Annotated in this window: 27 protein-coding genes; 16 read left to right on the top strand and 11 right to left on the bottom strand. The window is 56.6% G+C overall.

Going from position 1 to position 26275, the window contains the following annotated elements; genetic code table 11:
* Positions 1 to 11: 11 nt before the first annotated feature.
* The 3 genes from AC2FFB_RS17305 to miaB form a co-directional block, all read right to left on the bottom strand.
* Entirely contained in the window at positions 12 to 1034 is a 1023-nt protein-coding gene (locus tag AC2FFB_RS17305; protein WP_142639428.1) for a PhoH family protein, read from the bottom strand.
* A gap of 142 nt (positions 1035 to 1176) precedes the next feature.
* On the bottom strand, positions 1177 to 1887 hold the full coding sequence (locus AC2FFB_RS17300; protein WP_496875224.1) for an outer membrane protein: 711 nt from the start codon (positions 1885 to 1887) through the stop codon (positions 1177 to 1179).
* A 236-nt stretch (positions 1888 to 2123) separates the two neighbouring features.
* The gene (miaB, locus tag AC2FFB_RS17295; protein ID WP_496694533.1) at positions 2124 to 3443 is read right to left on the bottom strand and encodes a tRNA (N6-isopentenyl adenosine(37)-C2)-methylthiotransferase MiaB; all 1320 of its coding nucleotides are present in this window, start codon (positions 3441 to 3443) and stop codon (positions 2124 to 2126) included.
* A 121-nt stretch (positions 3444 to 3564) separates the two neighbouring features.
* Here miaB and AC2FFB_RS17290 point away from each other — a divergent pair, with 121 nt between their 5' ends.
* A complete protein-coding gene (locus AC2FFB_RS17290) occupies positions 3565 to 4428 on the top strand; it encodes a glycosyltransferase family protein (protein ID WP_271951621.1) in 864 nt (287 codons plus the stop codon).
* A 5-nt stretch (positions 4429 to 4433) separates the two neighbouring features.
* Here the strand turns inward: AC2FFB_RS17290 and AC2FFB_RS17285 are convergent, their stop codons facing one another.
* Entirely contained in the window at positions 4434 to 5231 is a 798-nt protein-coding gene (locus AC2FFB_RS17285; RefSeq protein WP_271951572.1) for a phytanoyl-CoA dioxygenase family protein, read from the bottom strand.
* 86 nt (positions 5232 to 5317) lie between these two features.
* Here AC2FFB_RS17285 and AC2FFB_RS17280 point away from each other — a divergent pair, with 86 nt between their 5' ends.
* Positions 5318 to 6208 carry a LysR family transcriptional regulator gene (locus AC2FFB_RS17280; protein WP_281995897.1) on the top strand — a complete coding sequence of 297 codons (891 nt, stop codon included), beginning with the start codon at positions 5318 to 5320 and terminating at the stop codon, positions 6206 to 6208.
* A 2-nt stretch (positions 6209 to 6210) separates the two neighbouring features.
* Here AC2FFB_RS17280 and irrA read toward each other — a convergent pair whose 3' ends face one another.
* The gene (gene irrA / locus AC2FFB_RS17275) at positions 6211 to 6627 is read right to left on the bottom strand and encodes an iron response transcriptional regulator IrrA (protein ID WP_142639421.1); all 417 of its coding nucleotides are present in this window, start codon (positions 6625 to 6627) and stop codon (positions 6211 to 6213) included.
* Between the two features lie 187 nt (positions 6628 to 6814).
* Here irrA and fabA point away from each other — a divergent pair, with 187 nt between their 5' ends.
* Genes fabA through AC2FFB_RS17255 form a run of 4 tightly spaced genes read left to right on the top strand, consistent with a single transcriptional unit; the run spans position 6815 to position 9627 of the window.
* Complete coding sequence (fabA, locus tag AC2FFB_RS17270) at positions 6815 to 7324, top strand: bifunctional 3-hydroxydecanoyl-ACP dehydratase/trans-2-decenoyl-ACP isomerase (RefSeq protein ID WP_142639419.1); 510 nt, start codon at positions 6815 to 6817, stop codon at positions 7322 to 7324.
* A 31-nt stretch (positions 7325 to 7355) separates the two neighbouring features.
* Entirely contained in the window at positions 7356 to 8585 is a 1230-nt protein-coding gene (gene fabB, locus AC2FFB_RS17265) for a beta-ketoacyl-ACP synthase I (protein WP_281973459.1), read from the top strand.
* 5 nt (positions 8586 to 8590) lie between these two features.
* A complete protein-coding gene (locus AC2FFB_RS17260; protein ID WP_271951566.1) occupies positions 8591 to 9382 on the top strand; it encodes an enoyl-ACP reductase FabI in 792 nt (263 codons plus the stop codon).
* Positions 9383 to 9441: 59 nt separating this feature from the next.
* Complete coding sequence (locus tag AC2FFB_RS17255; RefSeq protein WP_142639413.1) at positions 9442 to 9627, top strand: hypothetical protein; 186 nt, start codon at positions 9442 to 9444, stop codon at positions 9625 to 9627.
* Positions 9628 to 9642: 15 nt separating this feature from the next.
* Here AC2FFB_RS17255 and AC2FFB_RS17250 read toward each other — a convergent pair whose 3' ends face one another.
* Entirely contained in the window at positions 9643 to 10071 is a 429-nt protein-coding gene (locus tag AC2FFB_RS17250; protein WP_142639411.1) for an FKBP-type peptidyl-prolyl cis-trans isomerase, read from the bottom strand.
* 109 nt (positions 10072 to 10180) lie between these two features.
* On the opposite strand from AC2FFB_RS17250, the gene AC2FFB_RS17245 reads away from it, so the two are divergent.
* From AC2FFB_RS17245 to AC2FFB_RS17205, 9 genes are all read left to right on the top strand, one after another.
* Entirely contained in the window at positions 10181 to 10867 is a 687-nt protein-coding gene (locus tag AC2FFB_RS17245; protein ID WP_496729389.1) for a haloacid dehalogenase type II, read from the top strand.
* A complete protein-coding gene (locus tag AC2FFB_RS17240; protein ID WP_496694535.1) occupies positions 10867 to 11694 on the top strand; it encodes an alpha/beta fold hydrolase in 828 nt (275 codons plus the stop codon). The genes AC2FFB_RS17245 and AC2FFB_RS17240 overlap by 1 nt, the downstream gene beginning before the upstream one ends.
* Positions 11691 to 12665, top strand: a complete 975-nt coding sequence (locus AC2FFB_RS17235) for a threonine ammonia-lyase (RefSeq protein ID WP_281995901.1) — start codon at positions 11691 to 11693, stop codon at positions 12663 to 12665. The genes AC2FFB_RS17240 and AC2FFB_RS17235 overlap by 4 nt, the downstream gene beginning before the upstream one ends.
* 57 nt (positions 12666 to 12722) lie before the next feature.
* On the top strand, positions 12723 to 13511 hold the full coding sequence (pcaD, locus tag AC2FFB_RS17230; protein ID WP_281973454.1) for a 3-oxoadipate enol-lactonase: 789 nt from the start codon (positions 12723 to 12725) through the stop codon (positions 13509 to 13511).
* Positions 13512 to 13523: 12 nt separating this feature from the next.
* Positions 13524 to 14249 carry an alpha/beta fold hydrolase gene (locus AC2FFB_RS17225; protein ID WP_496690369.1) on the top strand — a complete coding sequence of 242 codons (726 nt, stop codon included), beginning with the start codon at positions 13524 to 13526 and terminating at the stop codon, positions 14247 to 14249.
* A 73-nt stretch (positions 14250 to 14322) separates the two neighbouring features.
* A complete protein-coding gene (locus tag AC2FFB_RS17220) occupies positions 14323 to 15522 on the top strand; it encodes a TCR/Tet family MFS transporter (protein WP_496714065.1) in 1200 nt (399 codons plus the stop codon).
* 82 nt (positions 15523 to 15604) lie between these two features.
* A complete protein-coding gene (locus tag AC2FFB_RS17215; RefSeq protein ID WP_496875232.1) occupies positions 15605 to 16699 on the top strand; it encodes a zinc-binding dehydrogenase in 1095 nt (364 codons plus the stop codon).
* 24 nt (positions 16700 to 16723) lie between these two features.
* Positions 16724 to 17956: a mandelate racemase/muconate lactonizing enzyme family protein gene (locus AC2FFB_RS17210; protein WP_496703535.1), complete on the top strand. Its 1233-nt coding sequence runs from the start codon at positions 16724 to 16726 to the stop codon at positions 17954 to 17956.
* 109 nt (positions 17957 to 18065) lie between these two features.
* Positions 18066 to 18359 carry an ArsR/SmtB family transcription factor gene (locus AC2FFB_RS17205; protein WP_142639497.1) on the top strand — a complete coding sequence of 98 codons (294 nt, stop codon included), beginning with the start codon at positions 18066 to 18068 and terminating at the stop codon, positions 18357 to 18359.
* Here AC2FFB_RS17205 and AC2FFB_RS17200 read toward each other — a convergent pair.
* Positions 18356 to 21352: an ABC transporter transmembrane domain-containing protein gene (locus AC2FFB_RS17200; protein WP_416383940.1), complete on the bottom strand. Its 2997-nt coding sequence runs from the start codon at positions 21350 to 21352 to the stop codon at positions 18356 to 18358. The genes AC2FFB_RS17205 and AC2FFB_RS17200 overlap by 4 nt on opposite strands.
* 214 nt (positions 21353 to 21566) lie before the next feature.
* Between AC2FFB_RS17200 and AC2FFB_RS17195 the strand changes: the two genes are divergently transcribed.
* On the top strand, positions 21567 to 21956 hold the full coding sequence (locus AC2FFB_RS17195; protein ID WP_416383939.1) for a DUF3307 domain-containing protein: 390 nt from the start codon (positions 21567 to 21569) through the stop codon (positions 21954 to 21956).
* Between the two features lie 20 nt (positions 21957 to 21976).
* Here the strand turns inward: AC2FFB_RS17195 and AC2FFB_RS17190 are convergent, their stop codons facing one another.
* The 4 genes from AC2FFB_RS17190 to AC2FFB_RS17175 are packed head-to-tail and all read right to left on the bottom strand — an operon-like array spanning position 21977 to position 26275.
* Entirely contained in the window at positions 21977 to 22699 is a 723-nt protein-coding gene (locus tag AC2FFB_RS17190; RefSeq protein WP_142639393.1) for a hypothetical protein, read from the bottom strand.
* Positions 22700 to 22754: 55 nt separating this feature from the next.
* Positions 22755 to 24059, bottom strand: coding sequence for an NAD(P)/FAD-dependent oxidoreductase (locus tag AC2FFB_RS17185; RefSeq protein ID WP_496694538.1), 1305 nt, complete (start codon positions 24057 to 24059; stop codon positions 22755 to 22757).
* Entirely contained in the window at positions 24056 to 24730 is a 675-nt protein-coding gene (locus AC2FFB_RS17180; RefSeq protein WP_282022267.1) for a TetR/AcrR family transcriptional regulator, read from the bottom strand. The genes AC2FFB_RS17185 and AC2FFB_RS17180 overlap by 4 nt, the downstream gene beginning before the upstream one ends.
* Positions 24731 to 26275, bottom strand: a complete 1545-nt coding sequence (locus AC2FFB_RS17175) for a trimethylamine methyltransferase family protein (RefSeq protein ID WP_281973450.1) — start codon at positions 26273 to 26275, stop codon at positions 24731 to 24733. It abuts the gene before it with no gap.

Below are 26275 nucleotides of genomic sequence, written 5' to 3'. Positions count from 1 at the left end.
GACCCAGAAGATCAACCCGTTTCACGGCCCGTATCGGCCTCATACGCTTCGATGATCGCGGCGACAAGTGGGTGCCGGACAACATCCTTGGAGGTGAAATAGTTGAAGCTGATATTTGGTATCGTGCTCAACAGCCGTTCTGCATCCGCCAATCCCGACTGAACTCCGCGCGGCAGGTCAACCTGTGACCGGTCGCCTGTTATGACCATGCGGCTGCCTTCGCCCAAACGGGTCAGGAACATTTTCATCTGCATGGTCGTGGCGTTCTGCGCCTCATCCAGCACAACGAAGGCGTTCGCGAGCGTACGGCCACGCATGAACGCCAGAGGTGCAATCTCGATGCGCTTTTCCTCGATCAGCTTGGCCAGTTGTTTCCCGGGCAAAAAATCATTCAGCGCATCATAGAGCGGCTGCATATAGGGATCGACCTTGTCCTTCATGTCGCCAGGTAGATATCCCAGCTTTTCGCCCGCTTCGACGGCGGGACGACTGAGGATGATGCGGTCGACATGCCCGCCGATAAACATCGATACGCCAACGGCCACGGCCAGATAGGTCTTACCTGTGCCCGCCGGACCTATGCCAAAGGCCAGCTCATTGTTGAACAAGGACTGAACATAGACCTTCTGGGCGTCAGTACGCGGCTCGACCAGCTTTTTGCGGGTTTTGATCTCAACCGAACCACCCTTAAACATCTCAAGCTGATCGCCATCCCGGCTGCCGGTTCCTGTCTCCGACCCGCCCATGCGAAGTTCGCGGTCTACATCCGCTGCTTCTACGTCACGACCACCTTCCAGGCGGGTATACAGCGCTTGCAGAACTTCGATCGCCTGTTTTTGGGATTCGTCGTCACCCATGACAACCAGTTGGTTGCCACGGCGCACGATCTGCACGGTCAGCTTCTGTTCGATTTCGGTCAGGTTGCGGTCATATTCGCCGCAAAGATCTATCAATAACCGATTGTCTGGAAATTCAACAAACGCTTCCCGCTGGGGCGTTTCATTTTGCGGTGGGTTCAGGGCACCAATGGCCAATCCGCTCTCCTGTCTGGGCGTTTCACCCCAAGCGTAGACAACATTTCTTGGTGGGCGCAAGCCAGAGATTCAAATTTTCCGTACAGAATGGTAAAACCGCCGATCAAGTTGGAGGCACCGCGAACGTTCCATACAGGCAAACCTAGAACTGATAGTTCAGGCCAAACCGCAAACCACGGTAACGGGGCGTCGATTTGGTCGTAAACCCGTTGTCAAATTCGACGGTTTCAGAATCGAACCGGACGTATTCATATTCCCCAGTGATCGACCAGTTCTCATTCAGTTTGCGCTCGGCGCCAATGCTGGCCGAGAACCCTTTTCGACTGTCTTTATCCTGAAAGGACTGGGTTGTTGCCCCGGATGTAATCGAACTGGTCGTGGTTATATCGCCATGCACGTAACCAACGGAAATAAAGTATAACACTCTGCCACTTGGGTTTGTCAGACCGTTCCGGAAGCGAATTGAGATGACATCCGAAATCTCTGAACCGCCATTGACGACTGAGGTTCCGATCTGCGTCGACACTTCATCGTCCAGAGATCCGAAATCATAGCCCAACTCGACCCCATAGACGTAGTCACGCCCGCCTTTTGCGGGCAGAAGACCGCGCCAACCGCCCCGAATACCACCGTAACTGCCGGTGAGGTCCAATTCGCCGACAGCAAACGTATCTGTAGGCGTCGTCAGGCCAAAGCGGTCCGAGCCGCTGGTCGAATAGCCGGCTGTCAAGCCCAGATAGAAGGCGCTAACATCGCTGCCATAACGTGCTGACGATATTACCGGCGGTTCAGATAAATCCGGATCCAGATTCCCTGCGGCAGCGGAATTGAGTACCAGAAACAACGCGGCCATTGCGGGAAGGGCAACCCTGATATTAGACCCTGCACTAAATCTCAAATTTTTCACTCGCACCCTCCGTCATCCCGATCCGACACCAGGATCAGCACTGATATGCCGTTTCAGGAGGCGTTAGCCTAGGCCCCGAAAAAACCTGACTTTTCTCGGAACATAATTCCAAGTGATAAATCAAGGGTAAATCTTGGAAACAAATACCAGCGATGGTATCCGCATCACAGATAAAGGACGGGTCAGAGCAACCGCCCCGCCAGAGAATTCGCACCTGATCCGATGATCAAAACGTCCCGCAACGCGCCGATTTCCACATCCGCATCAGAGACGTGAACCGAATGAAGATATTCAGATTTTCCCACCATCTGTCCCGGCAACCGGCCGGTTTTTTCGAACAGAACGCGGACTTTGCGTCCAACCATGGCATCCTGAATTTCGCGCTGATGACGCGTGATCAATCCCTGCAGCCGCTGTAGGCGGTCATCCGCCACCCCAGGATCAACCTGAGACCGCTCGGCTGCGGGCGTTCCCGGGCGCGTCGAATACTTGAACGAATAGGCGTAGCCGTATTTGACCTGCTCGACCAAATCCATGGTGGCCTGAAAATCTTCGTCGGTTTCTTCAGGGAACCCAACGATGAAATCACCAGACATGACAATATCCGGACGCGCAGCGCGGATACGCTCGATCAGACGCAAATAGCTTTCGGCTGTGTGACTGCGGTTCATCCGCTTCAGAATGCGATCCGAACCCGACTGGACCGGTAAATGAAGATAGGGCATCAGTTTTTCGCAGGTGCCGTGCGCCTCGATCAGGTCGTCGGCCATGTCATTCGGGTGCGACGTGGTAAAGCGGATGCGCTCTAGCCCGTCGACCTTGTTCAACTCCCAGATCAGTCCCGCCAGCGTCATGTCGCCGTTCGGTCCAGCACCGTGATAGGCGTTGACGTTCTGACCCAGCAGAGTGATCTCACGCACGCCACGTTCGACCAAATCCTGTGCCTCGCGGACGATACGGTCCACCGGACGGCTGACTTCGGCGCCTCGGGTATAGGGCACGACACAGAAGGCACAGAATTTATCGCAGCCTTCCTGAACGGTCAGAAAAGCGGTGGGGCCACGTTTGGCTTTGGGACGATTCTTGAGCTTTTCGAACTTGTCCTCTTCGGGGAAATCCGTGTCCAGTGCCTTGGCGCCTTCGCGCGTCTTGGCTTCCATCTCAGGCAGACGGTGATAGCTTTGCGGGCCAACCACCAGATCGACCAGGGGCTGGCGGCGCATGATTTCTTCGCCCTCGGCCTGCGCGACGCAGCCTGCGACCCCGATCTTGAGATCGGGTTTTTCGGCTTTCAACCCTTTGAAACGCCCCAGCTCGGAATAGACCTTTTCGGCTGCTTTTTCCCGGATGTGACAGGTGTTCAGCAGAATCATATCCGCGTCATCCGGGCTCTGGGTTTCGACATAGCCCTGCCCCCCCAGGGTCTCGGCCATACGCTCGCTGTCATAGACGTTCATCTGGCAACCATAGGTCTTGATGTACAGCTTTTTGGGTTCTGACATGGGGTTGGGCCTTTGCGTTCGCGGGATCGGCGTCATCTATACCCAACGAACGCCGCTTGCAATGCCAGCGCGATTACCCGATTTTGGCCGAAAACTCCAGATGGACGGGGCCGGACAGGCAATGCAGTACGACAGTCTCACTTCTTTCCTTCAATCCGGCAAGGCCGCGTTGGCCAAAGGTCCGGTTGCGATGATCTTCGCCGAAGACGATGTCGAGATCGACGGTACCATCCGGCACCATCTGAACCTTGGCTTCAAGTCACTGATCGTGTTCATGCCCGAAGCCTTTACGCTGGATCCTGAACTGACCGAGCGTATCCACAGAGTGACACTGACCTGCGCACCAAGAACCGTCGTCTTTGACACGGTTAATCAGGTCATCCAGGCCGCTCCTGACCTTTGGATGTATTACTGCTATAACGCTGAATACCTGTTCTTCCCCTTCTGCGAAACGCGCACGATTGGCGAGTTGCTGGCCTTTCACACCGAAGAACGCCGAAACGCCATGCTAACCCATGTGATCGACCTGTATGCTGATGACTTGGGCGCCTTTCCAAACGGGGTTGCCCCTGACCAAGCCATGCTGGACAGCACCGGGTATTACGCACATGCCCGACACAACGCTGAAGGACACCCGCTGGAAAGACAGCTGGACATATCCGGCGGATTGCGCTGGCGGTTCGAAGATCACATCCCCTATGAACGCCGCCGCATCGACAGAATCGGGTTGTTCAAATCGCGAAATGATCTGTTGTTACTGCCCGACCACACGTTCAATGAGCCCGAGTACAACACCTATTCCTGCCCCTGGCACCACAATCTGACGGCGGCGATCTGCTCCTTCCGCGCAGCCAAGGCGCTTAAAAGCAACGCGGGGTCGACCTTCGACATCCCCAGTTTCCGCTGGCGCAACTCGGCTCGGTTCCAGTGGTCATCTCAGCAGCTGTTGGAACTGGGGCTCATCGAATCGGGGCAGTGGTTCTAGGCAGCTCAGCGTCGCAGCAGAACCGGGAACCAATCTTCCCGCAAACGCTGCCCGGGCTGCATGTCGTGGCCCGGAAACGGAGGCGAAGTGCGCCCCGGACGTTCCACATATCGCGCATCCTCCCCAACCAACCGCAAGGAAAAAGCACGGCGGCGGCTGTCAGACTGGTTTCCACGCGCGCCATGCAGCGTACGGTAGTTGAAGGCAACCGCGTCACCGGGTTCCATCTCGAATTCAACCACCCTCATACCTTCGGCATCGGGGTCGGGAATGGGGATGTACTGGCCTTCATCCGCGAAAAACCCTTCTTCCGAGACCCAACGCGTGGGCAGAACCTCTTTCTCCCATCTATGTGAACCTGCCACACAACGAAGGGTGGCCTGTGTCACCGGGTCCAATGGCGACCAGAAACTGATCGTCTGACTGCCCTCGACGAAATAGTATGGCCCATCCTGGTGCCACGGCGTTGCCATCGACGTGCCTGGTTCTTTCACCAGAACATGGTCATGGAACATTTGTACGGTTTGCGACTGCATCAGATCCGCTGCGACCTCGGCTGCCGGTGAATTGTGGATCACGTTCTGGAACTGTTCGATACGCGACCAGTTGCAGTAATCATCAAAGAACAGACCGGTTTCGCCCTGTTTTTGGTTGTCAGACGCATATGGTCCGGGTTCAGCCATATTGGCCGCGATGCCGTCACGCAGCGTATCCACGTAGTCGGCGAACAAACCTTTGATCAGAACCACGCCGTCCTGTTGGTATGTGTCAATCATCTCTTGCGTAACCAGGGGGTGTGCCATCTGCGCCTCCGTTCGAATTTAACCTGAATTTGCTCATGAAATTTTCATCTATTCAAATAATATCTTTGAAATGTATAGTTAACCTTATGTTATACGTTACCCTACGCCAATATGAATATGTCTGCGCCATCGGACGGCATGGCAGCCTGTCTGCTGCAGCGTTGCATCTAAATGTTTCGCAGCCAGCCCTGTCGAATGCGCTAACCCGGGTCGAAGACCAGTTGGGCTATCCGCTGTTTATCCGAAAGCGCGGAGCGGCTATGGCGCTGACACCGCAGGGACGCAGCTTTATTGAAAACGCCGAGGCCCTGCTGACACGTGCCGCACGTTTGGAAAATTCTGGAACAGACGGGACCGCAACCACGCGCCTGCGTCTGGGCTGTTTCGACGACCTCGCGCCTTTCCTGCTGGCAAAGGCTTTGCATAGCCTGCGACAGAACATGCCCGAAGTTGATATCACATATCGCGTAGACGAATTTCAGGGCCTGATTTCCGGCCTCGTCAATGGTGAGATCGACCTTGCCTTGACTTATGGCCTGACACTGGATGCGGCCTTTTCCACGACCACCTTGTTCACCAATCGACCAATCGCGGTTATGACAAAAGGCCACCCCTTGGCCAATCGGGCGCAGGTATCATTGCAGGATGTAGTGGCCTACCCCCTGATCCTATCGAACGAGGGACTATCTGCGCAGCATTTCCTGAGTCTCTTCCGTCAACTTGGGCAGAACCCCAATGTCGCACATCGGGCCGCGTCGCCCGAGATCCAACGCAGCCTCGCGGCGCATGGCGAAGGCGTTGCCATCAGCTATGCTAACATTCCTGCCAAGACCAGCTATGACGGGATGCCGTTGGTCAGCATACCTGTGTCAGATGAAATCGCAGCAGAACCCGTTGTTGTGGCACGGCATGGAACAGGCCCTTTGGATCCGCATAGCGAAAAGGCACAGCACATCCTGACCGGACTGATGACGTAAGTTTACTTTTTACGCAGACGGATCACAACGTCGACTGACGCGATCTCAACCCCTTCAGGCGCGTCGGGCAGACGCTGGATGACCAGCTGTTCGGACGGAGCATCGCTGAGCCGGCCCTCATCTTCCCAATAGAAATGCGGATGATCATGCGTGTTGGTGTCGAAATAGCTTTTCGATCCGTCAACGGTAATTTCTTGCAGAACCCCGGCATCGCAAAAGGCGCGCAACGTGTTGTAAACCGTCGCCAGAGAAACAGCATCTCCGTTCTGTTTGGCCGATTCAAACAGGCTTTCGGCGGTGACGTGGCGATGGCGGCCATCACCGACCAGCAGCTCTGCCAAAGCTACGCGCTGACGCGTCGGACGCAATCCGGCGTGAACCAACCAACCTGTGGCTATGCTCTGGCAATCTGCTGTCATCAGTCCAATACCAATTTGTTGCTGAGGTATATATAAGTGCTGTAGTCAGGTAATTTCAAATGAATTTCATTCGCAGAGAATAATGTAAACACAACATGATGTAGGCCACTGCTCTTGCAGGACCTTGCATACGGGTGCTAGACGAGACCAAATTAGATGGAAAGACCCCTGGCAGGAGAGGCGCAGAATGGCCCAATTCCCAAGCAGCTTTGACAAGGACGATCTGCTGAAATGCGCCCGCGGCGAACTATTCGGCCCCGGGAACGCACAGTTGCCCGCCCCGCCGATGTTGATGATGGATCGGATCACCGAGATTTCGGCCGATGGTGGCGCCCATGGCAAAGGTCATATTCTCGCTGAATTCGACATTACGCCCGACCTTTGGTTCTTTGATTGCCATTTCCCCGGCAACCCGATCATGCCCGGCTGCTTGGGCCTGGACGGTTTGTGGCAGCTGACCGGATTCAACCTGGGCTGGCGCGGCTGGCAAGGGCGCGGCATGGCCGTTGGAGTGGGCGAGGTCAAGCTGACAGGTATGGTACGCCCGGACCGCAAGATGCTGACCTATAAAATCGACTTCAAGAAAGCAATCCAGACCCGCCGCCTGACTATGGGTGTCGCAGATGGTATCGTCGAAGCCGACGGTGAGATGATTTACGATGTCAAGGACATGAAAGTAGTTCTGTCCGAAGCCTGAGCCTGACCGGCCCCAAATAAGGAGCACGCACATGCGTCGAGTAGTTGTCACCGGCTTGGGAGTTGTCTCTTCCATCGGGAACAATGCCGAAGAGGTTCTGACCTCACTCAAGGCCGGCAAGTCCGGCATCGTGGCCAATGACCAGATGGTCGAACATGGCTTTCGCAGCCAGATCGCCGGGTCGCTCAAAATCGACGTTAGCGAACATGTGGACAAGCGCACCCTGCGCTTTATGGGTCCCGGAGCGGCCTATGCGCATATCGCGATGAGCCAGGCGATTGCCGATTCAGGATTGACCGAAGACCAGGTTGCCAACCCACGTACCGGCCTTGTCGCCGGATCGGGCGGACCGTCGACCAGCGCCATGCTGACTGCGCATCAGACCGTTCTGAAAAACGGCGCGACCAAGCGGATCGGCCCGTTTGCAGTTCCTAAATGCATGTGCTCAACCATTTCGGCCAACCTTGCGACCGCCTTCAAGATCAAGGGCATCAATTACTCGATCACTTCGGCCTGTTCGACCTCGTTGCATTGCATCGGCAATGCCGCAGAGCAGATCATGATGGGCAAACAAGATATAATGTTCGCGGGCGGCGGGGAAGAGCTGGACTGGACCTTGTCCTGTCTGTTCGATGCAATGGGTGCCATGTCGTCGAAATACAACGATACGCCCGAAAAAGCTTCTCGTGCATTCGACCAAGACCGCGACGGGTTCGTAATATCCGGCGGAGGCGGTATTGTCGTGCTGGAAGATCTGGAACACGCATTGGCACGCGGCGCCAAAATCTATGCTGAAGTGACGGGTTTTGCAGCAACCTCCGACGGTCACGACATGGTAGCCCCCTCTGGCGAAGGTGGCGAACGCGCCATGCGTCTGGCGCTGGACACCCTGCCCGAAGGCCGCAAGGTCGACTACATCAATGCCCATGGCACCTCGACCCCGGTCGGAGATGTCGGCGAAGTCGAAGCTGTGCGCCGTATTTTTGGCGAGGGTAGCGTGCCGCCGATTTCCTCGACCAAGTCGATGACAGGCCACGCACAAGGTGCGGCTGGCGCGCTGGAGGCTATTTTCTGCCTTTTGATGCTGGAACATGATTTTATAACGCCGTCGATCAACGTCGACACGCTTGCCGAGGGCATCCAGCCCGGAGAAATTGCAACTCAGCTAGTTGAAAATGCAGGTTTGGACAGCGTCATGACCAACAGCTTCGGCTTTGGTGGGACGAACGGGTCCATGGTTCTTTCAAAGTATAACGGGTGAATGGAATGTCAGATCTAATGAAAGGCAAACGCGGCCTCGTTATGGGCGTGGCGAATGACCGTTCGATCGCATGGGGCATCGCAAAGGCCATGCACGAAGCGGGCGCCGAACTGGCATTCACCTATCAGGGCGAGGCATTCGGAAAGCGGCTGGAACCGCTGGCGCAAAGCCTTGGCAGCGATTTCATGGTCGATGCGGACGTCACTGATGATGAGTCGCTGGATCGTGCCTTTGACGAGTTGGCCCAGCGCTGGCCGACCATTGATTTTGTGGTCCACGCCATCGCCTATTCCGACAAGTCCGAGCTTACAGGCCGGTTCCTGGACACCAGCCGGGCGAATTTCAAGAATTCGATGGATATTTCGGCCTATTCGCTGATCGAAGTGGCCCGCCGCGCCTATCCGATGATGAAAGAAAACGGCGGTACGATCCTGACGCTGACCTATCAGGGGTCTAACCGGGTTGTGCCCAACTACAACGTAATGGGTGTGGCCAAAGCTGCGCTGGAATCAGCGACCCGTTATCTGGCCAACGATCTTGGACCTGACGGAATCCGGGTGAACGCAATCTCTCCGGGTCCGATGAAAACACTGGCCGGGGCGGCCATCGGTGGGGCCCGCAAGACCTTCAAGTTCTGCGACCAGAACGCTCCGATGCGCAGCAATGCCACGCTTGAGGCTGTCGGCGGCACCGCGGTTTATCTGGCTTCGGATGCGGGGGCCTGCACCTCGGGCGAGGTTATTCGTGTTGATGGTGGCTTCCACGTTCTGGGAATGCCTCAACCGGACCATATGTGACCATTTCTTTCCCTGTCAGTGCCAAGATTTGACCATCTTTCGCAGGCAGGGATAGTTGCATGAACAAAGCAGAGCAAATCATCGCCAGCAGCAAGCGGGTTTCCCGCCGAAAACCGGGTTTTCTGGGGTTTAGGGGCCGCGTCGCCTTGATGACCCTAACAATGCTGCTGATGCTGTTTGTATTCTTCACTCAGCCGCATGTACGCGAGATCTTTGCATCATGGACCAGCCTGTTTTCAGGCTGATCCAGATCACGGAACTCAATTCACCGAAACCACTTCGATTTCGAAAATCAGGTCCCTTCCGGCCAGAGGATGGTTCGCGTCCAGCGTGACGGTCACCTCATCAGCCTCGACAACAGTTACCGGCAATGCGTGCCCTTCGGGCGTTTGCATCTGCAACTGGGTGCCGGGTTCAAGCGGGATGTCGTCCGGAATACCTTCGCGTGGTATGCTCTGACGCATTTCGGGATTGATCGGCCCATAAGCATCAACGCAGGCGATCTCGACACGTTTTTTGTCCCCGGCCACCAGACCAGGCATTGCACTGTCCAATCCGGGAATAATCTGCCCGGACCCCACCTCGAATTCCAGTGGATCGCGCCCTTGTGAACTGTCAAAGACATTCCCGTCCTGCAACGTACCGGTATAGTGGATGCGAACTGTGTCGCCCTGTTTTATCGCTGTCATTTTGGCCTCCGGCCGATAAAAAATTGAGCGGTCAAACCTAGGCAATGAAGCAACATTGTAAACCCTTAGCACTTTTGCAAACCTGCACCGAATGAACGGAGGGGAATTGATGCCGATCACAACCTGCATTTTTGATGCATACGGCACGTTGTTCGATGTGGCCGCAGCCGCAAGGCAAGCTGCATCAGAACCCGGCTTTGAGGCGTTACAGCAGAAATGGCCGGATCTGGCCAATCACTGGCGCCTGAAACAGTTGCAATACACCTGGCTGCGTGCGGTGGCCGATGCACATGCAGATTTCTGGGACGTCACCCAAGACGGTCTGGATTGGGCACTAGAGGCAACGGGGCTGGACCAGCACCCGGCCCTACGCCAGCGCCTGCTTGATCTCTACTGGGAATTGCAGGCATATCCCGAGGTTCCCGAAATGCTGGCCACCCTTAAGGCCGGCGGGATGCAGACTGCGATCTTGTCGAACGGATCACCGCCGATGCTGGATGGTGCGGTTCAATCCGCAGGGATAAGCGGCGTTCTCGATGATGTTCTGTCGGTCGAAAGCGTCGGCGTCTTCAAACCGCATGCCAAGGTTTATGATCTGGTCGCACAGAGGTTCGGCTGCGAGCGCGACGAAGTCTTGTTCGTCAGCTCAAATGGCTGGGACGCGGCGGGGGCCAGTGGCTATGGTTTCGTCACTGCCTGGGTCAACCGTGCGAACGAACCAATGGATCGGTTGCCATGGCAGCCAACGCATGTACTGTCCGACCTGACATCCATTCCGGAACTTGCAGGATTCTGATGCCCTTTTTTTCGACCAACGACGGCAAACACCTCTATTTCGAAGACACCGGCAGCGGCAGGCCGATCCTGTGTTTGGCTGGCCTTACCCGAAACAGCCGGGATTTCTCATTTCTTGCCCCGCACATGACCGATTGGCGGATGATCGCGATGGATTATCGCGGGCGCGGGCAGTCCGAGCATGACTCGGATCACGGGAACTATAGCCTGTTACGCGAATCTCAAGACGTGATCGATCTGCTGGATCATCTTGACCTGGATCAGGTGACCGTGATTGGGACCTCACGTGGAGGCCTGATCGCGATGACCTTGGCCACCACCCACCCAAAGCGGCTGGCGGCTGTTGTGCTCAATGATGTTGGTCCGGTCTTTAACCCATCGGGCATCGCCAAAATAATGGAATATGTCGGCAAACAACCGGTCTCGAAAACCTATGACGAGGCCGCGCACGCGCTTCAGCACATGATGGGCCCGCAGTTTCCAGGGATTTCGCTGGAAAGATGGCGGCAGATGGCTGAATTTCAAAATCAGGAAACGACAGAGGGTTTGACCCTGCGCTATGATCCGGCCCTGCGCACAGCGCTGCTGGAACAGGCCGCAGCCGGGGCAATCCCGGATATGTGGATATTCTTCGAGGCCCTGCACGACATCCCAACGGGTGTCATTCGCGGTGAAAATTCCGATCTTCTGAGCGCGCAGACATTGGCCGAGATGCAGAACCGGCATCCGGGGTTGATCTCGGCTACCGTGCCCGATCGCGGACACGTGCCGTTTCTGGACGAACCTCAATCATTGGGCGTTATTCGCGAAGTACTGGACGCGGCATGAGCACACTTGAAATGATCGAAGCCGCAGCCCTGCGTCTGCAAGGGCACGTCAGAGAAACACCAATCCTGACCTCTCCGTTTTTGGATGAAATCGCGGGTCGCCGCGTGTTGGTAAAACCGGAATGCCTGCAGCACACCGGCAGTTTCAAGTTTCGCGGGGCGTGGTCGGCCATTTCGGGCCTCAGTGAAGCAGACCGAAAGAAAGGTGTGATCGCCTATTCCTCGGGCAATCATGCTCAGGGCGTGGCTTATGCCGCCGCACGGCATGGTATTTCGGCTGTTATCATCATGCCCTCGGATGCCCCAAAGCTCAAAATCGACAACACGCGCGCTCTGGGGGCCGAGGTGGTTCTGTACGACCGCTCCAATGAAAGCCGCGAAGAAATCGGGGAGGCCGTGGCGGCCAAGCGTGGCCTGACCCTGATCCGCCCCTATGATGAACCGCTTGTGATAGCCGGGCAAGGCACAACCGGGTTGGAAATCGCGCGCCAGGCGGCTGTGCTGGGCGTCGAACAGGCTGATGTGCTGGTCTGTTGCGGCGGCGGGGGGTTGACCTCGGGTATTGCGCTTGCGCTCGAGGGGCACGCACCCGGTCTGCGCGCCCGCCCCTGCGAGCCCGAAGGGTTTGACGACGTCAAACGCTCGTTGGCACTGGGACGAATAAAGAACAACGCGGCCACATCTGGCAATATCTGCGACGCCATTCTGACCCCGCAACCCGGCGACATCACCTTTCCGATCCTGCAACGGCTGTGCGGTCCCGGCCTGTCTGTGACCGAAGAAGAGTCGATGCGCGCCATGGCTTTGGCCTTTCTGCGCCTGAAGATCGTGCTGGAACCGGGCGGTGCGGTTTCCCTGGCCGCAGCGTTGTTTCGCAGGTCCGAAATTCAAGGAGACGCCGTTATCATTGTCGCATCGGGTGGCAATGCGGACCCGGACGTCTTTGCCAAAGCTATGGAGTTCCTGACCTGACAACCGCCGTCGGTTCCGGCAGCGTGTCAGTTCAGCATGCAAAGACAAAGGATTTTTATGCAGATAGCTGACCTTGGGGATGTACAGCTTCATTACCGGATCGACGGCGCCCCACAAGGCGCGCCGATCGTATTCGCGAACTCGCTGGGCACCGATCTGCGCCTGTGGGATGCGATGCTGCCATACCTGCCTGATGGGCTGCGAGTCATTCGATACGACAAACGCGGGCATGGCCTGTCCTCGGCGCCTCAGGCGCCCTATTCGATGGGGGCGCTGATCCGCGATGCCGAAGGCCTTCTGGATCACCTAAAGGTCCGAGATTGCGTTTTTGTCGGTCTGTCCATCGGCGGGATGATCGCGCAGGGTCTGGCCGTCAAACGCCTGGATTTGATTCGCGGGCTGGTTCTATCAAATACAGCGGCCAAAATAGCCACCCCGGCGATTTGGGCGGACCGTATGGAAGCCGTCCGGATCGGCGGCATCGAAATGCTAGCCGACGCAACTATGGAGCGCTGGTTCTCGCGGGCATTCCACGCGTCGCCCCAGCACCTGCTATGGCGCAACATGATGGTGCGGCAACCTGTTGAAGGCTATCTGGGATGTTGCGCCGCCATTTCCGGAACCGATTTTTACACGCCAACAAGTGGCCTGCGTTTGCCGACTTTGGGCATTGCGGGCAGTGAGGATGGCTCTACCCCGCCGGATCTAGTAAAAGAAACCATTGATCTTATTCCCGGTGCCCGTTTCGAATTGATACGCAAAGCGGGCCATCTGCCCTGCGTCGAACAACCCATTGAATACGCGGCCCTACTAAAAGACTTTTTGACTGGCATCGGTCATATCTGAAGGAGCATTGCTTTGGCGGATTTTCTGTTGGTCCATGGCTCATGCCATGGTGCCTGGTGTTGGAGAGACTTGATCCCAGCACTTGAAACACGCGGCCATTCGGTCCGCGCAATTGATATGCCCAGCCACGGATCTGACCCGACGTCGATCGACCAGGTGACCCTGGACAGTTGCCGGAACGCCGTTCTGGCTGCGAGCAGATCGGATACGATCATCGTCGGCCATTCTTGGGGGGGATACCCCATTAGTGCCGCCGCCGAATTGAGACCGGATGCGATGCGCGGACTTGTTTTCCTGTCCGCCTACGTCCCCGAGAACGGATTGTCGATGGTCGAGATGCGCCGGAAATCACCGCGGCAAACAATAGTTGATGCCGTCGAAAAATCGACTGACGGGCTGTCCTATACGGTCAAACCCGATAGCGTGAAGGCCTTGTTTTACCACGACTGCCCGGAAGAGGTCCTGCTTTATGCGCTGGCTCGGCTTTGCCCGCAGGCCATTGCACCTCAGGAGGCACGGCTTACCCTGACAGCACATTTTCAGGATATGCCCAAAGCATATATCCGAACACTCGACGACTATACCATCCCGCCTGAATACCAGCACATCATGAGCCTCAGCATGCCCGAGGGAATGCGCCATTCCATCCAAAGCTCTCATTCGCCATTCTTTTCGCACCCTGAAAAACTGGCCGATCTATTGGACGACATCGCGCAGGGCTTTGATACTCTTGACTGATCTGCGAAATCTTGCGGCTTTCCTCTGAACCTGACCCCCGATAGGGTGCCCGAAACTTTCTTTGTCGGTTCCCATGCGCTTACCTTTCCTGTTTGTTCTTGCCACTGTCATGATTGATGCAATGGGGATTGGCCTTGTGCTGCCCATTATGCCCGAGCTCATTATTGATGTTCAGGGTGGTACGCTGGCCAGCGCGGCGATCTGGGGCGGCGTCCTAAGCACCGCTTTTGCAGCGATGCAATTTATCTTTGGACCGATCCTGGGCAACCTGTCTGACGCTTTCGGGCGCAGGGGTGTATTGTTGGTATCGCTGTTTGTTATGTCGCTGGACTATGTGGTCATGGCGCTTGCTGGCAGTATTTGGCTATTACTTGCCGGTCGGATCGTCGGCGGGATCACAGCCGCAACTCATTCCACCGCCGCGGCGTTCATGGCGGATGTGTCGAAACCCCACGAAAAAGCTGCGAACTTCGGTCTGTTAGGGGCGGCATTCGGGGTTGGCTTTGTCCTGGGTCCGGTCATCGGCGGATTGCTGAGCGAATATGGAACCCGTGCGCCCTTCTGGGCTGCCGCAGCGCTTTCGGCCATAACATTCGGCGTCGGTTTGATGGTGATGCCTGAAACGGTGACCGATAAGAACCGGCGCCCGTTCAGCCTGCGCCGCGCTAACCCCGTGAATTCATTGCGTGCCATCGCGGCGCTGCCGGGAATCCGTCCGATGTTGTGGGTCTATTTCCTCTATTCAGTCTCAATCTACGTCTATCCGGCCATTTGGGCCTATTTCACCGCCGAGCGTTTTGGATGGTCACCCCAGATGATTGGTGTGTCGCTGGGTCTTTATGGAATTGGAATGGCCGCGGTTCAGGGCGGATTGATACGCCCCGCCACACGTTTTCTCGGCGAACGCGTAACAATCCTTCTCGGGATGGTGTTCGAGATTGTCAGCTTTCTGCTTCTGGCTTTTCTGACTAATGGAATAATCGCGCTGATGCTGATCCCGATCACGGCTATCGGCGCAGTCGCAACCCCGGCAATCCAGGCTCTAGCCTCGCGCGCAACACCAGATTCGCAACAAGGAGAGCTTCAGGGCGTGCTAACTTCACTGCACGCGCTTTCCATGGTGATTTCCCCTCTGGTCATGAGCAGCGTATTTGCCTGGTTCGCAAAGCCCGGCACCGCCATCTATTTTCCCGGCGCGCCGTTTCTTCTGGCCATGTGCCTTATGATTGTCGGCCTTATCCTCTTTTACAGATCTCGCCCCATTTCTGCATAACAACGACATGACGATGACGGTTTCGGCCTTGCAGGACATTCCGAACCGCGCCACCGTGATTCAAACCGAATACGAGGACAACATGCAATCCATCAAGGCGGCCGTATGTCGGGCATTCGACAAACCCCTGGTCATAGAAGACGTGCTGATCGCCCCGCCCGCCGCCGGCGAAGTCGAGGTCACCCTGGATGCAGTTGCGATCTGCCATTCCGACATTTCTTTCGCCAGCGGCGCCTGGGGTGGATTCCTGCCCGCTGTTTATGGCCATGAGGCAGCGGGTGTGATCACCGCAACGGGCGGCATGACCGAAGGGTTCGAGGTTGGCGATTCCGTCGTGGTGACGCTTATCCGTGCATGCGGTTCCTGCCCCTCCTGCGCGGGTGGCAAGCCAACCTTATGTGAAACACCCCACGACACTGTAAAAGGTCCGTTGCGCACCGCTGACGGGGGCCCGCTGGAGCAAGCAATGGCGTGCGGGGCTTTTGCCGAAAAAGTCGTGGTCAGCCACCGGCAGATCGTGAGAATTCCCGAGGCCCTGCCAAAGGATGTGGCTAGTCTGCTGTCTTGCGGGGTAATCACCGGTGTGGGCGCTGCCGTGAATGCCGCCGGTCTGCGCCCGGGTCAGGATGTCGTCGTGATCGGGGCCGGAGGCGTTGGCCTGAACGCCATACAAGGCGCACGGATTGCGGGTGCCCGGCGTATCGTTGCGGTCGACATGACCGAGGACAAACTGGCCATTGCAAAGGAATTTGGTGCAACCCACGGCGTTCTGGCCACTTTGGACGCACCATGGAAGGCAGCTTACCGCGCACTTGGCGGTCGAGGGGCCGATGCCGTGCTGATCACAGTCGGTGCAATCCCGGCCTATGACCAGGCCGTTCGCTATCTTGGCCGAGGCGGTAAGGCCATCATGATCGGGATGCCCCATTCCGGCGACATGGCAAGCTATGAACCTGTTGTCCTGGCCGCACTTGGTCAGGGGCTGATCGGGTCAAAGATGGGGGATGTGGTGATCCAACGTGATATTCCCTGGATGATCGACCTGTATGAACAGGGGCGGCTGAGGCTGGATGAACTGATCTCGGGCCGCTGGTCCTTGTCGCAAATCAACGAGGCGATTGCGGATACCAAAACCGGATCGGCCAAACGAAACGTCATCATGTTTGACAGGGCCTAAGCAGCCCCGGCTGGAGTATATCCTATGAAACTGCAGGATCTCGATATCATTGTCACGGCCCCCCCTGCTCCGGGTTGGGGTGGCCGGTACTGGATACTGGTAAAGGTTACCACCGACACAGGCGTCACCGGTTGGGGCGAATGCTATGCTTCATCCATTGGACCTGAAGCTATGTGTCATGTAATCCGGGATGTCTTTGAACGGCATATGCTCGGCGAGAACCCCGAGAACATCGAGCTTATGTTCCGCCGCGTCTATTCCAGCGGTTTTACCCAGCGCCCCGACCTGACCGTAATGGGTGCGTTTTCAGGGCTAGAAATCGCGTGTTGGGACATTCTGGGTAAAGATCGCGACCGTCCGGTTTATGCGCTTTTGGGTGGGCTGGTTAATCAACGCATCCGGGCCTACACCTACCTTTACCCCCTGCCCCGGCATGACCTGGCCGACTTTTGGACTTCGCCCGACCAGGCCGCGGAATGTGCAGCTGAAATGGTGAGCCGCGGCTTCACGGCAGTAAAATTTGATCCCGCTGGTCCCTACACGATCCGTGGCGGGCATATGCCTGCTATGTCCGACATCTCGATGTCAGTTGCCTTTTGCAAAGCGATCCGTGAAGCGGTCGGCGACAGGGCCGACCTGTTGTTTGGCACCCACGGTCAGTTCAACACCGCAGGCGCAATCCGGCTGGGTCAGGCGCTGGAACCCTATTCACCGCTTTGGTTCGAAGAACCTACCCCACCTGACATGATCGAAGACATGGCCCGCGTCGCTCGCAACGTGCGAATACCCGTGGCAACCGGGGAACGCATGACCACCAAAGCCGAATTCGGTGCAGTTTTGCGCGCAGGTGCAGCAGAAATCCTGCAACCCGCCCTTGGGCGTGCAGGTGGGATATGGGAGATGAAGAAAGTCGCAGCCATGGCCGAGATATTCAACGCCCAAATGGCTCCGCATCTCTATGCTGGTCCAGTTGAATGGGCCGCCAACATCCATCTGGCAGCCTCAATCCCAAATCTGCTGCTGCTGGAAACCATTGATACGCCGTATCACGACGCTTTGATCAAAGGTTCACTGCGCGTTGAAAATGGCTTTGTCGTGGCACCGAATGCGCCAGGGTTGGGGATCGAAGTGGACGAAGATCTGGCCCGCTCACACCCCTATACCGGCGATGGGTTGCATCTTCAGATGCAGGAAGAACCTTGCGACTATGCCAACGGCAACGCCTTTCAGGGCGGTGCCCCTGCTGCAAAGGGGTGACAAGTACTGAAATTCTGAGTCATATTGCGCCAAAGCCAAGTTTGGAACCAATACGCACGTGACAGTTCAAGACCACGAAACACTGAATTCGGACGAAACTCCGCCCGGCATGCAGGAAAGTGCAGCACGTGCCGCCGCGTACCTTAAGACGCTGGCGCATGAAGGCCGCCTGATGATTTTGTGCCATCTGGGTGATGGCGAGAAATCGGTTGGTGAGCTGGAAAAACTGCTGCAAATCCGGCAGGCCGCAGTCAGTCAGATGTTGGCACGCCTACGAGAAGAACAGCTGGTGTCGACACGGCGCGATGGCAAAACCATCTACTATTCCCTGCAGGACGGAAATACAGCGAAAGTCATCCAGCTGCTATACGACCTGTTCTGCAAACCTGAAGCCAACCCCTAGTTCGAAACATAGCCGGCGATCACCTGCATCAGCTTGAAAGCGGTTGCGGCATCGTTTTCGACCACGGCCAGGAATTCTTCCTCACCGATACGCAGACAAGACAGGTCGGTTTCCGCAATCATGCTCAGGGCGCGGGGTTCCTTTCGGATCAACCCCAACTCTCCGACCAATGCGCCGGAGCCAACCGTTGCGATCAGTTGATCGGGACCTTCTGGTTGCGGCAAATACAGGCCTGCCTCGCCTTCCAAAACGACATAGGCCCCATCGGTGGGCTGGTCGTCTTTCAGGAACACCACCTCTCCCGGTTGAGCCTGGAACCAGCGCGCACCAAATGCCAGAAGGCGCAGCTGCCTGCGGTCAAGACCGGAAAACAGCGGCGTCTGTTCCAGCGCACGAAGCTTGCGCGCCAAATCGGCTGATGCTGCGCTATCTTCTTCCACGTCGGCGGGTCCTTCGTCTGAAACCACACGACCTTGCCTTATTTCTATGAACATGTCGAATACGTCAGGGTTTTCGTACTGATCGTTCAGATAAATCACCGTCGCATTTGGCAATAGGGCGCGCAGGTTCTTATAGACCGCAATCTGAGTTTCCATGTCATAGCTTGCCAAGGCATTATCAAGGATCAGAATGTCGGGTTTCTTGATCGTAGCCCGCGTAAAGGCCAAAGGTTCGGCGAAAACCGCAGGCAGGTTCTGCCCGCCCAGCGAGACCGGTACATCGTAAATCAGCTCGACCACCAAAGGTCGGGCTCCGTTTTCAGAAAGGACATCAACGATCAGCTTACGGACCTCATCTGATCGCGCGCCGCCGATCTGGCTGACCTTACCGAACAAAGCGTTCTCCATCACGGTCAGACCGGGGGCAAACTCGGTTTCCTTCAGCGGCACGAAGACATCATTCAGATGTTGCAGCAGCTTTTCGGAGTGGCTTTGCCGCAATTCAAGTATGCGGTTTTTCAATTCATCCGTAAACGCGGGGCCAATCTGTTCTGCCGAGATGACAAACGGAACCGCCAGAAGGTTGGCCAGTTGCCCATCATCCAGACCGCTGACACCTTCGTTTCGGGTGCGCTCTACTAGTTCGACGGCAGCTTCGTAGACTTCGGCCTGCAAGCCAAGCTTGCGGAACAACGGGTGGTCCGTGCCGTCCAACCCAAAGATCTGGCGCAACATATCAATGACATCGCGCGTCAGGCCGACCAGGGTTTCGTCCAAGCCCAGCTCGCGCAGCTGCCCCAAAAACACGCCCTGACGGGTCAGTATTTCCTGAGTGACCGGAACGCAGGGTGTCGCGAAAAGCAGGTTTTCCGCGACCGGCAAGGCCGCATTATATGCATTGCGGTCAAAGATCAGAGCCTGCTGTTGCAGCCCAGCCTTGACTACCGCCTCCTGAACTTTGGGCCGTAGTTCAACCAGTTTTCTGACCAACTCGGGGTGCTCGTTGGCTTCGAATGTCTGTTCAGCACCGCGCTGAAACAGGGCAGCGCCCGAACCTAGACCGTCGATCAGTTGTAACCACCAGTCGCGCAAGTCTTCCACGGTGTTCAAACCAGCCAGCGACGGGTCCAGCCAATCAACTCTAAACGGGTCGGTACTGTTGCCCGCTCGTCTTGTTTCAGCAAAGCCGGGGTCGTCTGATTCTGTCGACAGAGGACGAAGACGCATCGGCATCATCACATTGTCGCCCAAAGTTCCCTGAAACATAACCGGTCGCGATGAGGCAAAACCGATCCGCGCAGCAATGACCCCCTGATGCAGCTTTGACAAATCTTCCTGCCCGACCGTTACCCTGCCGGAACTGGGCAGGATCTCTCGGGTCAGCAATTCCGAAACCGCACGCCGGTCTTCTTCGCTGGGCGCAGCGATTCCGATGGTTTTACCGCCTGGGAATGTCAGATCGAGGTCGTCCAGAACCAGATTCCCGTCCATGTCACGAACAGATGCATGTTTCAGAACAATATCCCCGTCCAGCCTGGGATGTTTGTCGGGCTCGCCTTCGAACAGGCTTTCGTCCTGCATTCCAGAGGGCGCAAAGCGTTCGATCACAACATCCCAGCGCAAGGACATATCCTGTGTCTGGTTGTAATATGTGAGCAACTCTTTCCAAGGCGAACTGAGGTCCTTGTAAGCCGCCAAAGCCGCAACCAACGCCCCCAACGAGACCGAGCCCTGCAAGACCAGAATGCCGCCAACCAGATAGAACAGGAATGGGGTAAGCTGCGAAATGAAGTTGTTGATGAACTTCATAAAGAACTTTTTCTGGTAGATATCGAAGCGGATTTCAAACAACCGGCCCAGCTGATCCGAGATCATGGCCCGGCGATACCGCCAGCCGCCATTTGCCCGCAGCGTTGACGCACCTGCTGCGTTTTCACCAATCTGTGCAGCCAGCACGCGCACTTCCTGGATGCGGCTTTTGTTCAACAGATTGATCTGGCGCTGCAGCTTTGGGATCAACCAGGCCTGTAACGGGATCAGGGAAACGGCAGCAAGCCCGAACCAAAAGCTCTGTAGGAACAGGAAGGACAGTATCGTGATCATCTGTCCCGCCTGCAATACCGGCTGGCTGATGGCATCGCCCATCAGCCCACCCATCGGCTCGCTTTCAGCGGTGATCATCGACACCATTTCGCCTTGGCTGACCCGTTCGAAATAGGGTTGCGGAAATCTCAAGGCGCGGCTGATCATCTGATACCGGAATCGGCGCAGCATCCGTTCGCTCAGGACGCCTTTCATGGTGTTGATGCGCATTTTCATCAAACCATGCGCCAGAACGGCGAGCAGAAACCCAATGCATAATATGATCAGAAAATTCGTTTGCGACAGGCTGTAGCCCAGCACATCAACAACAGGGGTCGCAGCCCCGATCGCGTCATTGATGATGCGCTTGGGCAGTTCCAGCGTCAGGTATAGCAGCGGAAACAAAGACGTGGTTACGGCCAGCAAAATCAGCTGGTCGCGCTTTGAATATTTCCAGATAAAACGGAAAATCGTGCGTTCTATGGAACCTGCCCCTGCTGCGGATCACTGACCCGGTCTTTACGAAATTCTCGTAAATTCAACAGTCTGAATTTACCGCAATCAAGCCTGCAGACGCAAATAGTTTCCGAATTGAACAGATATTTGCCGAATGTGAACAAGTTCATTTGCGCAACCTCACATTAGCCCCTACTGTTTGCTTCAGGACGATATCGGGAGGATTCATTTGCCTGCCACTCTAGGCACTGTGTTATTGATGCTCTGCTTATTGCAGATCAAACATATGTTTGCAGATTTTTACCTCCAGACGCCTAAGATGCTGTCCGGCCGAGGCGAATATTTTCACTGGGGACGCGCCCAACATGCCGCTGTACATGTTATTGGGTCGGTGTTGGTTTTCTTGGTATTCGGCACCCCGCTGCCGTTTATCGTAATCATTGCCGGGCTAGAGTGGATCGTTCATTTCAACATCGACTTTGCCAAAGCCAGCTATTCCGACAAAAAACAGCTTATGCCAACCCAGGCAGCCTTTTGGCGGGCAGCCGGGCTGGATCAGTGCATGCATAATCTGACCTATGTGGCAATGGTCTGGGCCTGGGCGACATTCGCGGCCTGAACCAGAATTACCACAGCAATTCAGAGCTGAGTGGCCGATGGATAGAGCGATAGCCACCTCTGGTCTATGGCATCGATCTTCTGCGGGTCGAACTCGGTCTCAACTTCCCAGTACCGGCCAGACTCCACGAAATATCCAAGATCCGACTCCGACCGTATGATCTCAGCCATCCCCGATGTAGAAGGCATCTCGACCGAAGACAAATCTTCGCTGTCGACCGAGGGGTAAACCAGTCGGCTTGGCCCTTCGAACAATCGCACTGTGCGACAGCCCTGCGCCGCAGCAAACAATCCTAGTCGCGCCGACTTCGCCTCAAGCAGTCGCAAGGTCACATCGGATCGCAACGGATCTGCAGCTCCGTTGCCGTAGAAATGCGTCCGACCCTGTCCGGAATAGATCATATCGCAACCGCAATAAGCCAGAACCGAGGGCTGTAATGCAGACAAAGCCCAGTATCCGGCGGTAAAGGCCATCGTTCCCCCGGCATAGACAAACCCACCGAAACCATTCTGTATCGGAACGTATTCATTTGCAGTGACTATACGCTGGATGTCACTGACAGATGTGGGCATGTTCTTGGTCGGGAAATCCTCGGGGTGGATCAGAAAATCCCAGTCTGCGCGGACCCGCCAGGCATTGTTGATAGCGACGATATGCGTGAACGGCGTACGCGCCCAGTCCCGCGCACGCAGCGCGGTGGGGGCGCTGCCGAGGATCAGAACCTTGTTCTTCGATTTGGTCATTATGCGTCCGGGCTCAACTCGATCCCGTGAATGCTAGTGCATCAGGACGCGTCGGCTAGCCCAAAACGGAAAAACTGCTTTCTTTGTTGATCGGGCGCTTGCGGGAATAGAAACCGACATCGATTGTGCGTCCAATATAGGGCAGTTCAAATTGTAGCGGCGCACTGTCATGATCCGCGCCGTCTTCGCAATACCCGATCAGCGCCGTCATCATCTTGCCTGCAATCGGCGCGTTCTTGTACTGATTTCCACTGGATCCGCAGGCCATATAAAAACCGGGAAGGCTGGATTTGTCATAGATCGGAATCCAATCCGTAGACGCATCATACAGGTCCACCACACCGCGGGTCTTGGAAGGAATGCCAAGACTGGGCACTCTCTGGGCATAGCGCATCGCTTGCGTCGTCCACTGGTCGGTAAAGTCACGATAATAGGTTACGTCATCTTCGCACCATTGATGTGGGTCGCATTCGGGGTCTTCCGAGCCCACCAGGATGTGGTTGCCATGCTCTGGCCGGCAATAGCAGGCGATATCGCTGTCCGACACGATTGTCCCGTCATTTTCAAAGTCAAACCCCTCGGGCGCAGGGACGTGAACGACCTCTTGGCGCAAGGGGCGGGTCTGAATGGTCATGTCATCCAGAACATCTGCCATCCCGTTGATGATGGCCGAACCCGGCCCGGCTACGTTAACCACAACTTTCGCATGAATGTCTTCTCCCGATGCCAACCTGACACCAGAAACTCGCCCGTCATCAGTCAAAATCTCGACCACTTCGGCCCCGGTCCGCACTTCGGCCCCGTGCTGTTTGGCGGCATCCATCAGGTTCTGTGCGGATAGGGCCGGATCGGTGACATACCCGGCTTGAGGCCAGTAAACGCCGCCTTGCATCTTGCGTCCGTTGGGCTGCCCAAACTCGGGGTCATCCATGCGACGAGCGGGGGCAAAACTGTCCTGCGAATAGACCGGCAGCCGGTCGGTGACCTGTTCGGGGGACCATTCCTCGAACGGGCAATTCAGCGCGGAGCTGTTCTTCATGTGTTTTTCCAGCAGCCCGTTCGCCTCGGTCTTCATGACCAGACAGCCGGTTTCGCGGAATTGGGCCAGATCGGCGCCTTGCGGCAGGCCAAGATACTCGGCCCAGTCGCGCCAATAATGATAGCCTTCCCAGGCGAATGCCGTGCCGTCAAAGGTGGAATAATGCATCCGAATGATCGCGCAGGATCCGGCGGTTGAGCCATGGCCAACCTGAGCGTTTCGGTCCAGAGATACGGTTTTCCACCCGGCCTTGGCCATTTCAAATGCGATGGCCGCCCCGATCACACCGGTTCCGATGATGATTGCATCTGGTTGACTCATGATGGCTCTCCTTTCCAGTGATGGCGCGAATAGGCGCTGAATTCTTCTACTTCCTCTGGCCTCGGCTCGACCCCGGTGAAGACATATAGATAATGCGGCACCATTGATATCCGCGTGGACATCGGTTCATTCAGCTGCGCCAGATCGTATCCTATCTGCATGTAATACAGCACGCGCGCACGGGTTTCCGCCTCGACCTCGGAATAGCCAAAGCGGGCAAACATGGCGTGCAGCGCTAGCAACCGTCGGGCGTCAGACTGGTCCAGCGCGCGCCGCACCTTGCCCGATTTGCGCGCCCAGTCGCGCACCGCGAAATCCAGCGCGGTGTCAAACAGGTCGGTATTGACGACACAGCGATGCACATTGCACACCGCACCGGTTATCGTCTTTGCCGGAGCTTCGGCCTGCGCGACCAATGCCGCGGTATTGGTGGCCTGCCACCGTGCCAGAAGAGCATCCAGCAGTTCCTGGCGCGATTTGAAGTACCAATAGAAGGACGACCGAGACACGGCCATCCGTTCCGCCAGATTCATCACCTTGATCTGATCGACCCCGTCCGAGATTAGCACATCCAACGCCACGTTCAGCCAGTCGTCGCGCGTGACCTTGACATTTCCGATCAGCGGTTCAGCTTCCGGGTCGTCCCGGTGCAGGATGGGTTTCGTATTCATTTAACTCTCCGGCGGCGCGCCGCCCTCTTCGGTACGTTTGGCAATAAAGTCCTTCAGCGCGCCAATCTGGTCGCTGTTTTGCTCAGGTGGCTGAAAATTGGCCAAAATCTCCTTCCATACACCGGTCGCACGACTGTTTGCGTCCAACGATCCACGCTCGGCCCAGGTGCCGAAATTGGCATAATCATGGACATGCGGCTCATAGAATTCGGTATTATAGCGGTCCATCGTCTGGCTGGATGCAAAGAAATGTCCGCTGGGCTCGACCTCGCTTAGCGCGGTGTCGAACCCAATTTCAGCCTCGCCAGCCTGCGCCCCGGTGCACAGCTCGGCCACCATGTTCAGCACTTCGGCGTCGCAGACCAGTTTTTCAAAGGACACGGTCAATCCGCCCTCTAGCCATCCCGCCGAGTGAATGATCACCGTCGCCCCGGCCATCAGGCACCCCCACAGGCCAAACTGGTTTTCATTTGCCGCCTGCACATCATTGATGTTTGAAGCCGACCCCGCAGCCGAGCGCCACGGCAGGCCCAGATGCCGCGCCAACTGCCCGGCCGCCAGTGAGGCCTGAAAATGCGAGGGCGTTCCAAAGGCCGGAGCACCGGATTTCATATCCACATTGCTGGTGAAAGTGCCATAGCACACAGGCGCACCGGGACGTGCCAATTGCGTCAGGGTCAGTGCGGCCAACGCCTCGGCATGGGACAGGGTGATGGCCCCCGCCACCGTGATCGGTGCCATCGCCCCCATCAGCGTGAAGGGCGTGATGATTGACATCTGCCCGTGCCGAGCAAAGTCGATCAGCCCCTGCGCCATCGGAATGTCCAGCGTGCGCGGGCTGTTCGTGTTGATGATCGTATAGCTGTGCGGGTGGGTCCTAAATTCGTCATCCGACAGGCCCCGCGCGGTCGTCAGCATCTCAAAGCAATCCATCACCTGCGGTGTCCCGCGCGAGAAGAAGAATGGGAACTTGTCTGTCAGCTCCATCTGCGCCTGCGTGGTGAAATAGTGCCGCAGAGGGGTTGGGACATCCTGCGGTTCGACCTGCGGCGAGATCATTTGAAAGACGTCGAAATGATGGGTGAGTTTCAGGAACTCCAGATAATCCTGCCCCGTCGCCGGGCGACGCCCGCGCACCAGATCGGTGGCATTGGGGGCCCCTGCCCCCGGTTGAAACACAAGGCTACCCAGTTCCAGCGTGAAATCCCGGTGCGACGCACCGGCTCGGCAGGTGATGGATTTCGGGGCCGAGGCAACGGCGGCCTCGACCATGTCGCGACCAATAAAAACCATTTCGCTATCGACATCAACGCGCGCGCCAGCTTTGGCAAAAATGCTCCGCGCCTCAGGCAGCAGCACCTTGATGCCCAACTCTTGCAACAAACGCAGCGCGGTTTCGTGCATGTCAGCGATCTGATCCGCCGGAAACACCTCCATCACCGGGAATGGATTCCTCAGCTGGCGGTAGTCGACCTTGCGGTTGGTCGCAGGCGCGGCATCAGCGCCACGCCCTCGCCTTCGCCGTCCACGTTCGGGGTTGGTCAT

Source organism: Ruegeria sp. YTSA219, from assembly GCF_059609985.1.
Note: the sequence above shows the minus strand (reverse complement) of the source record. Positions and strands in the feature narration are given on the sequence as shown.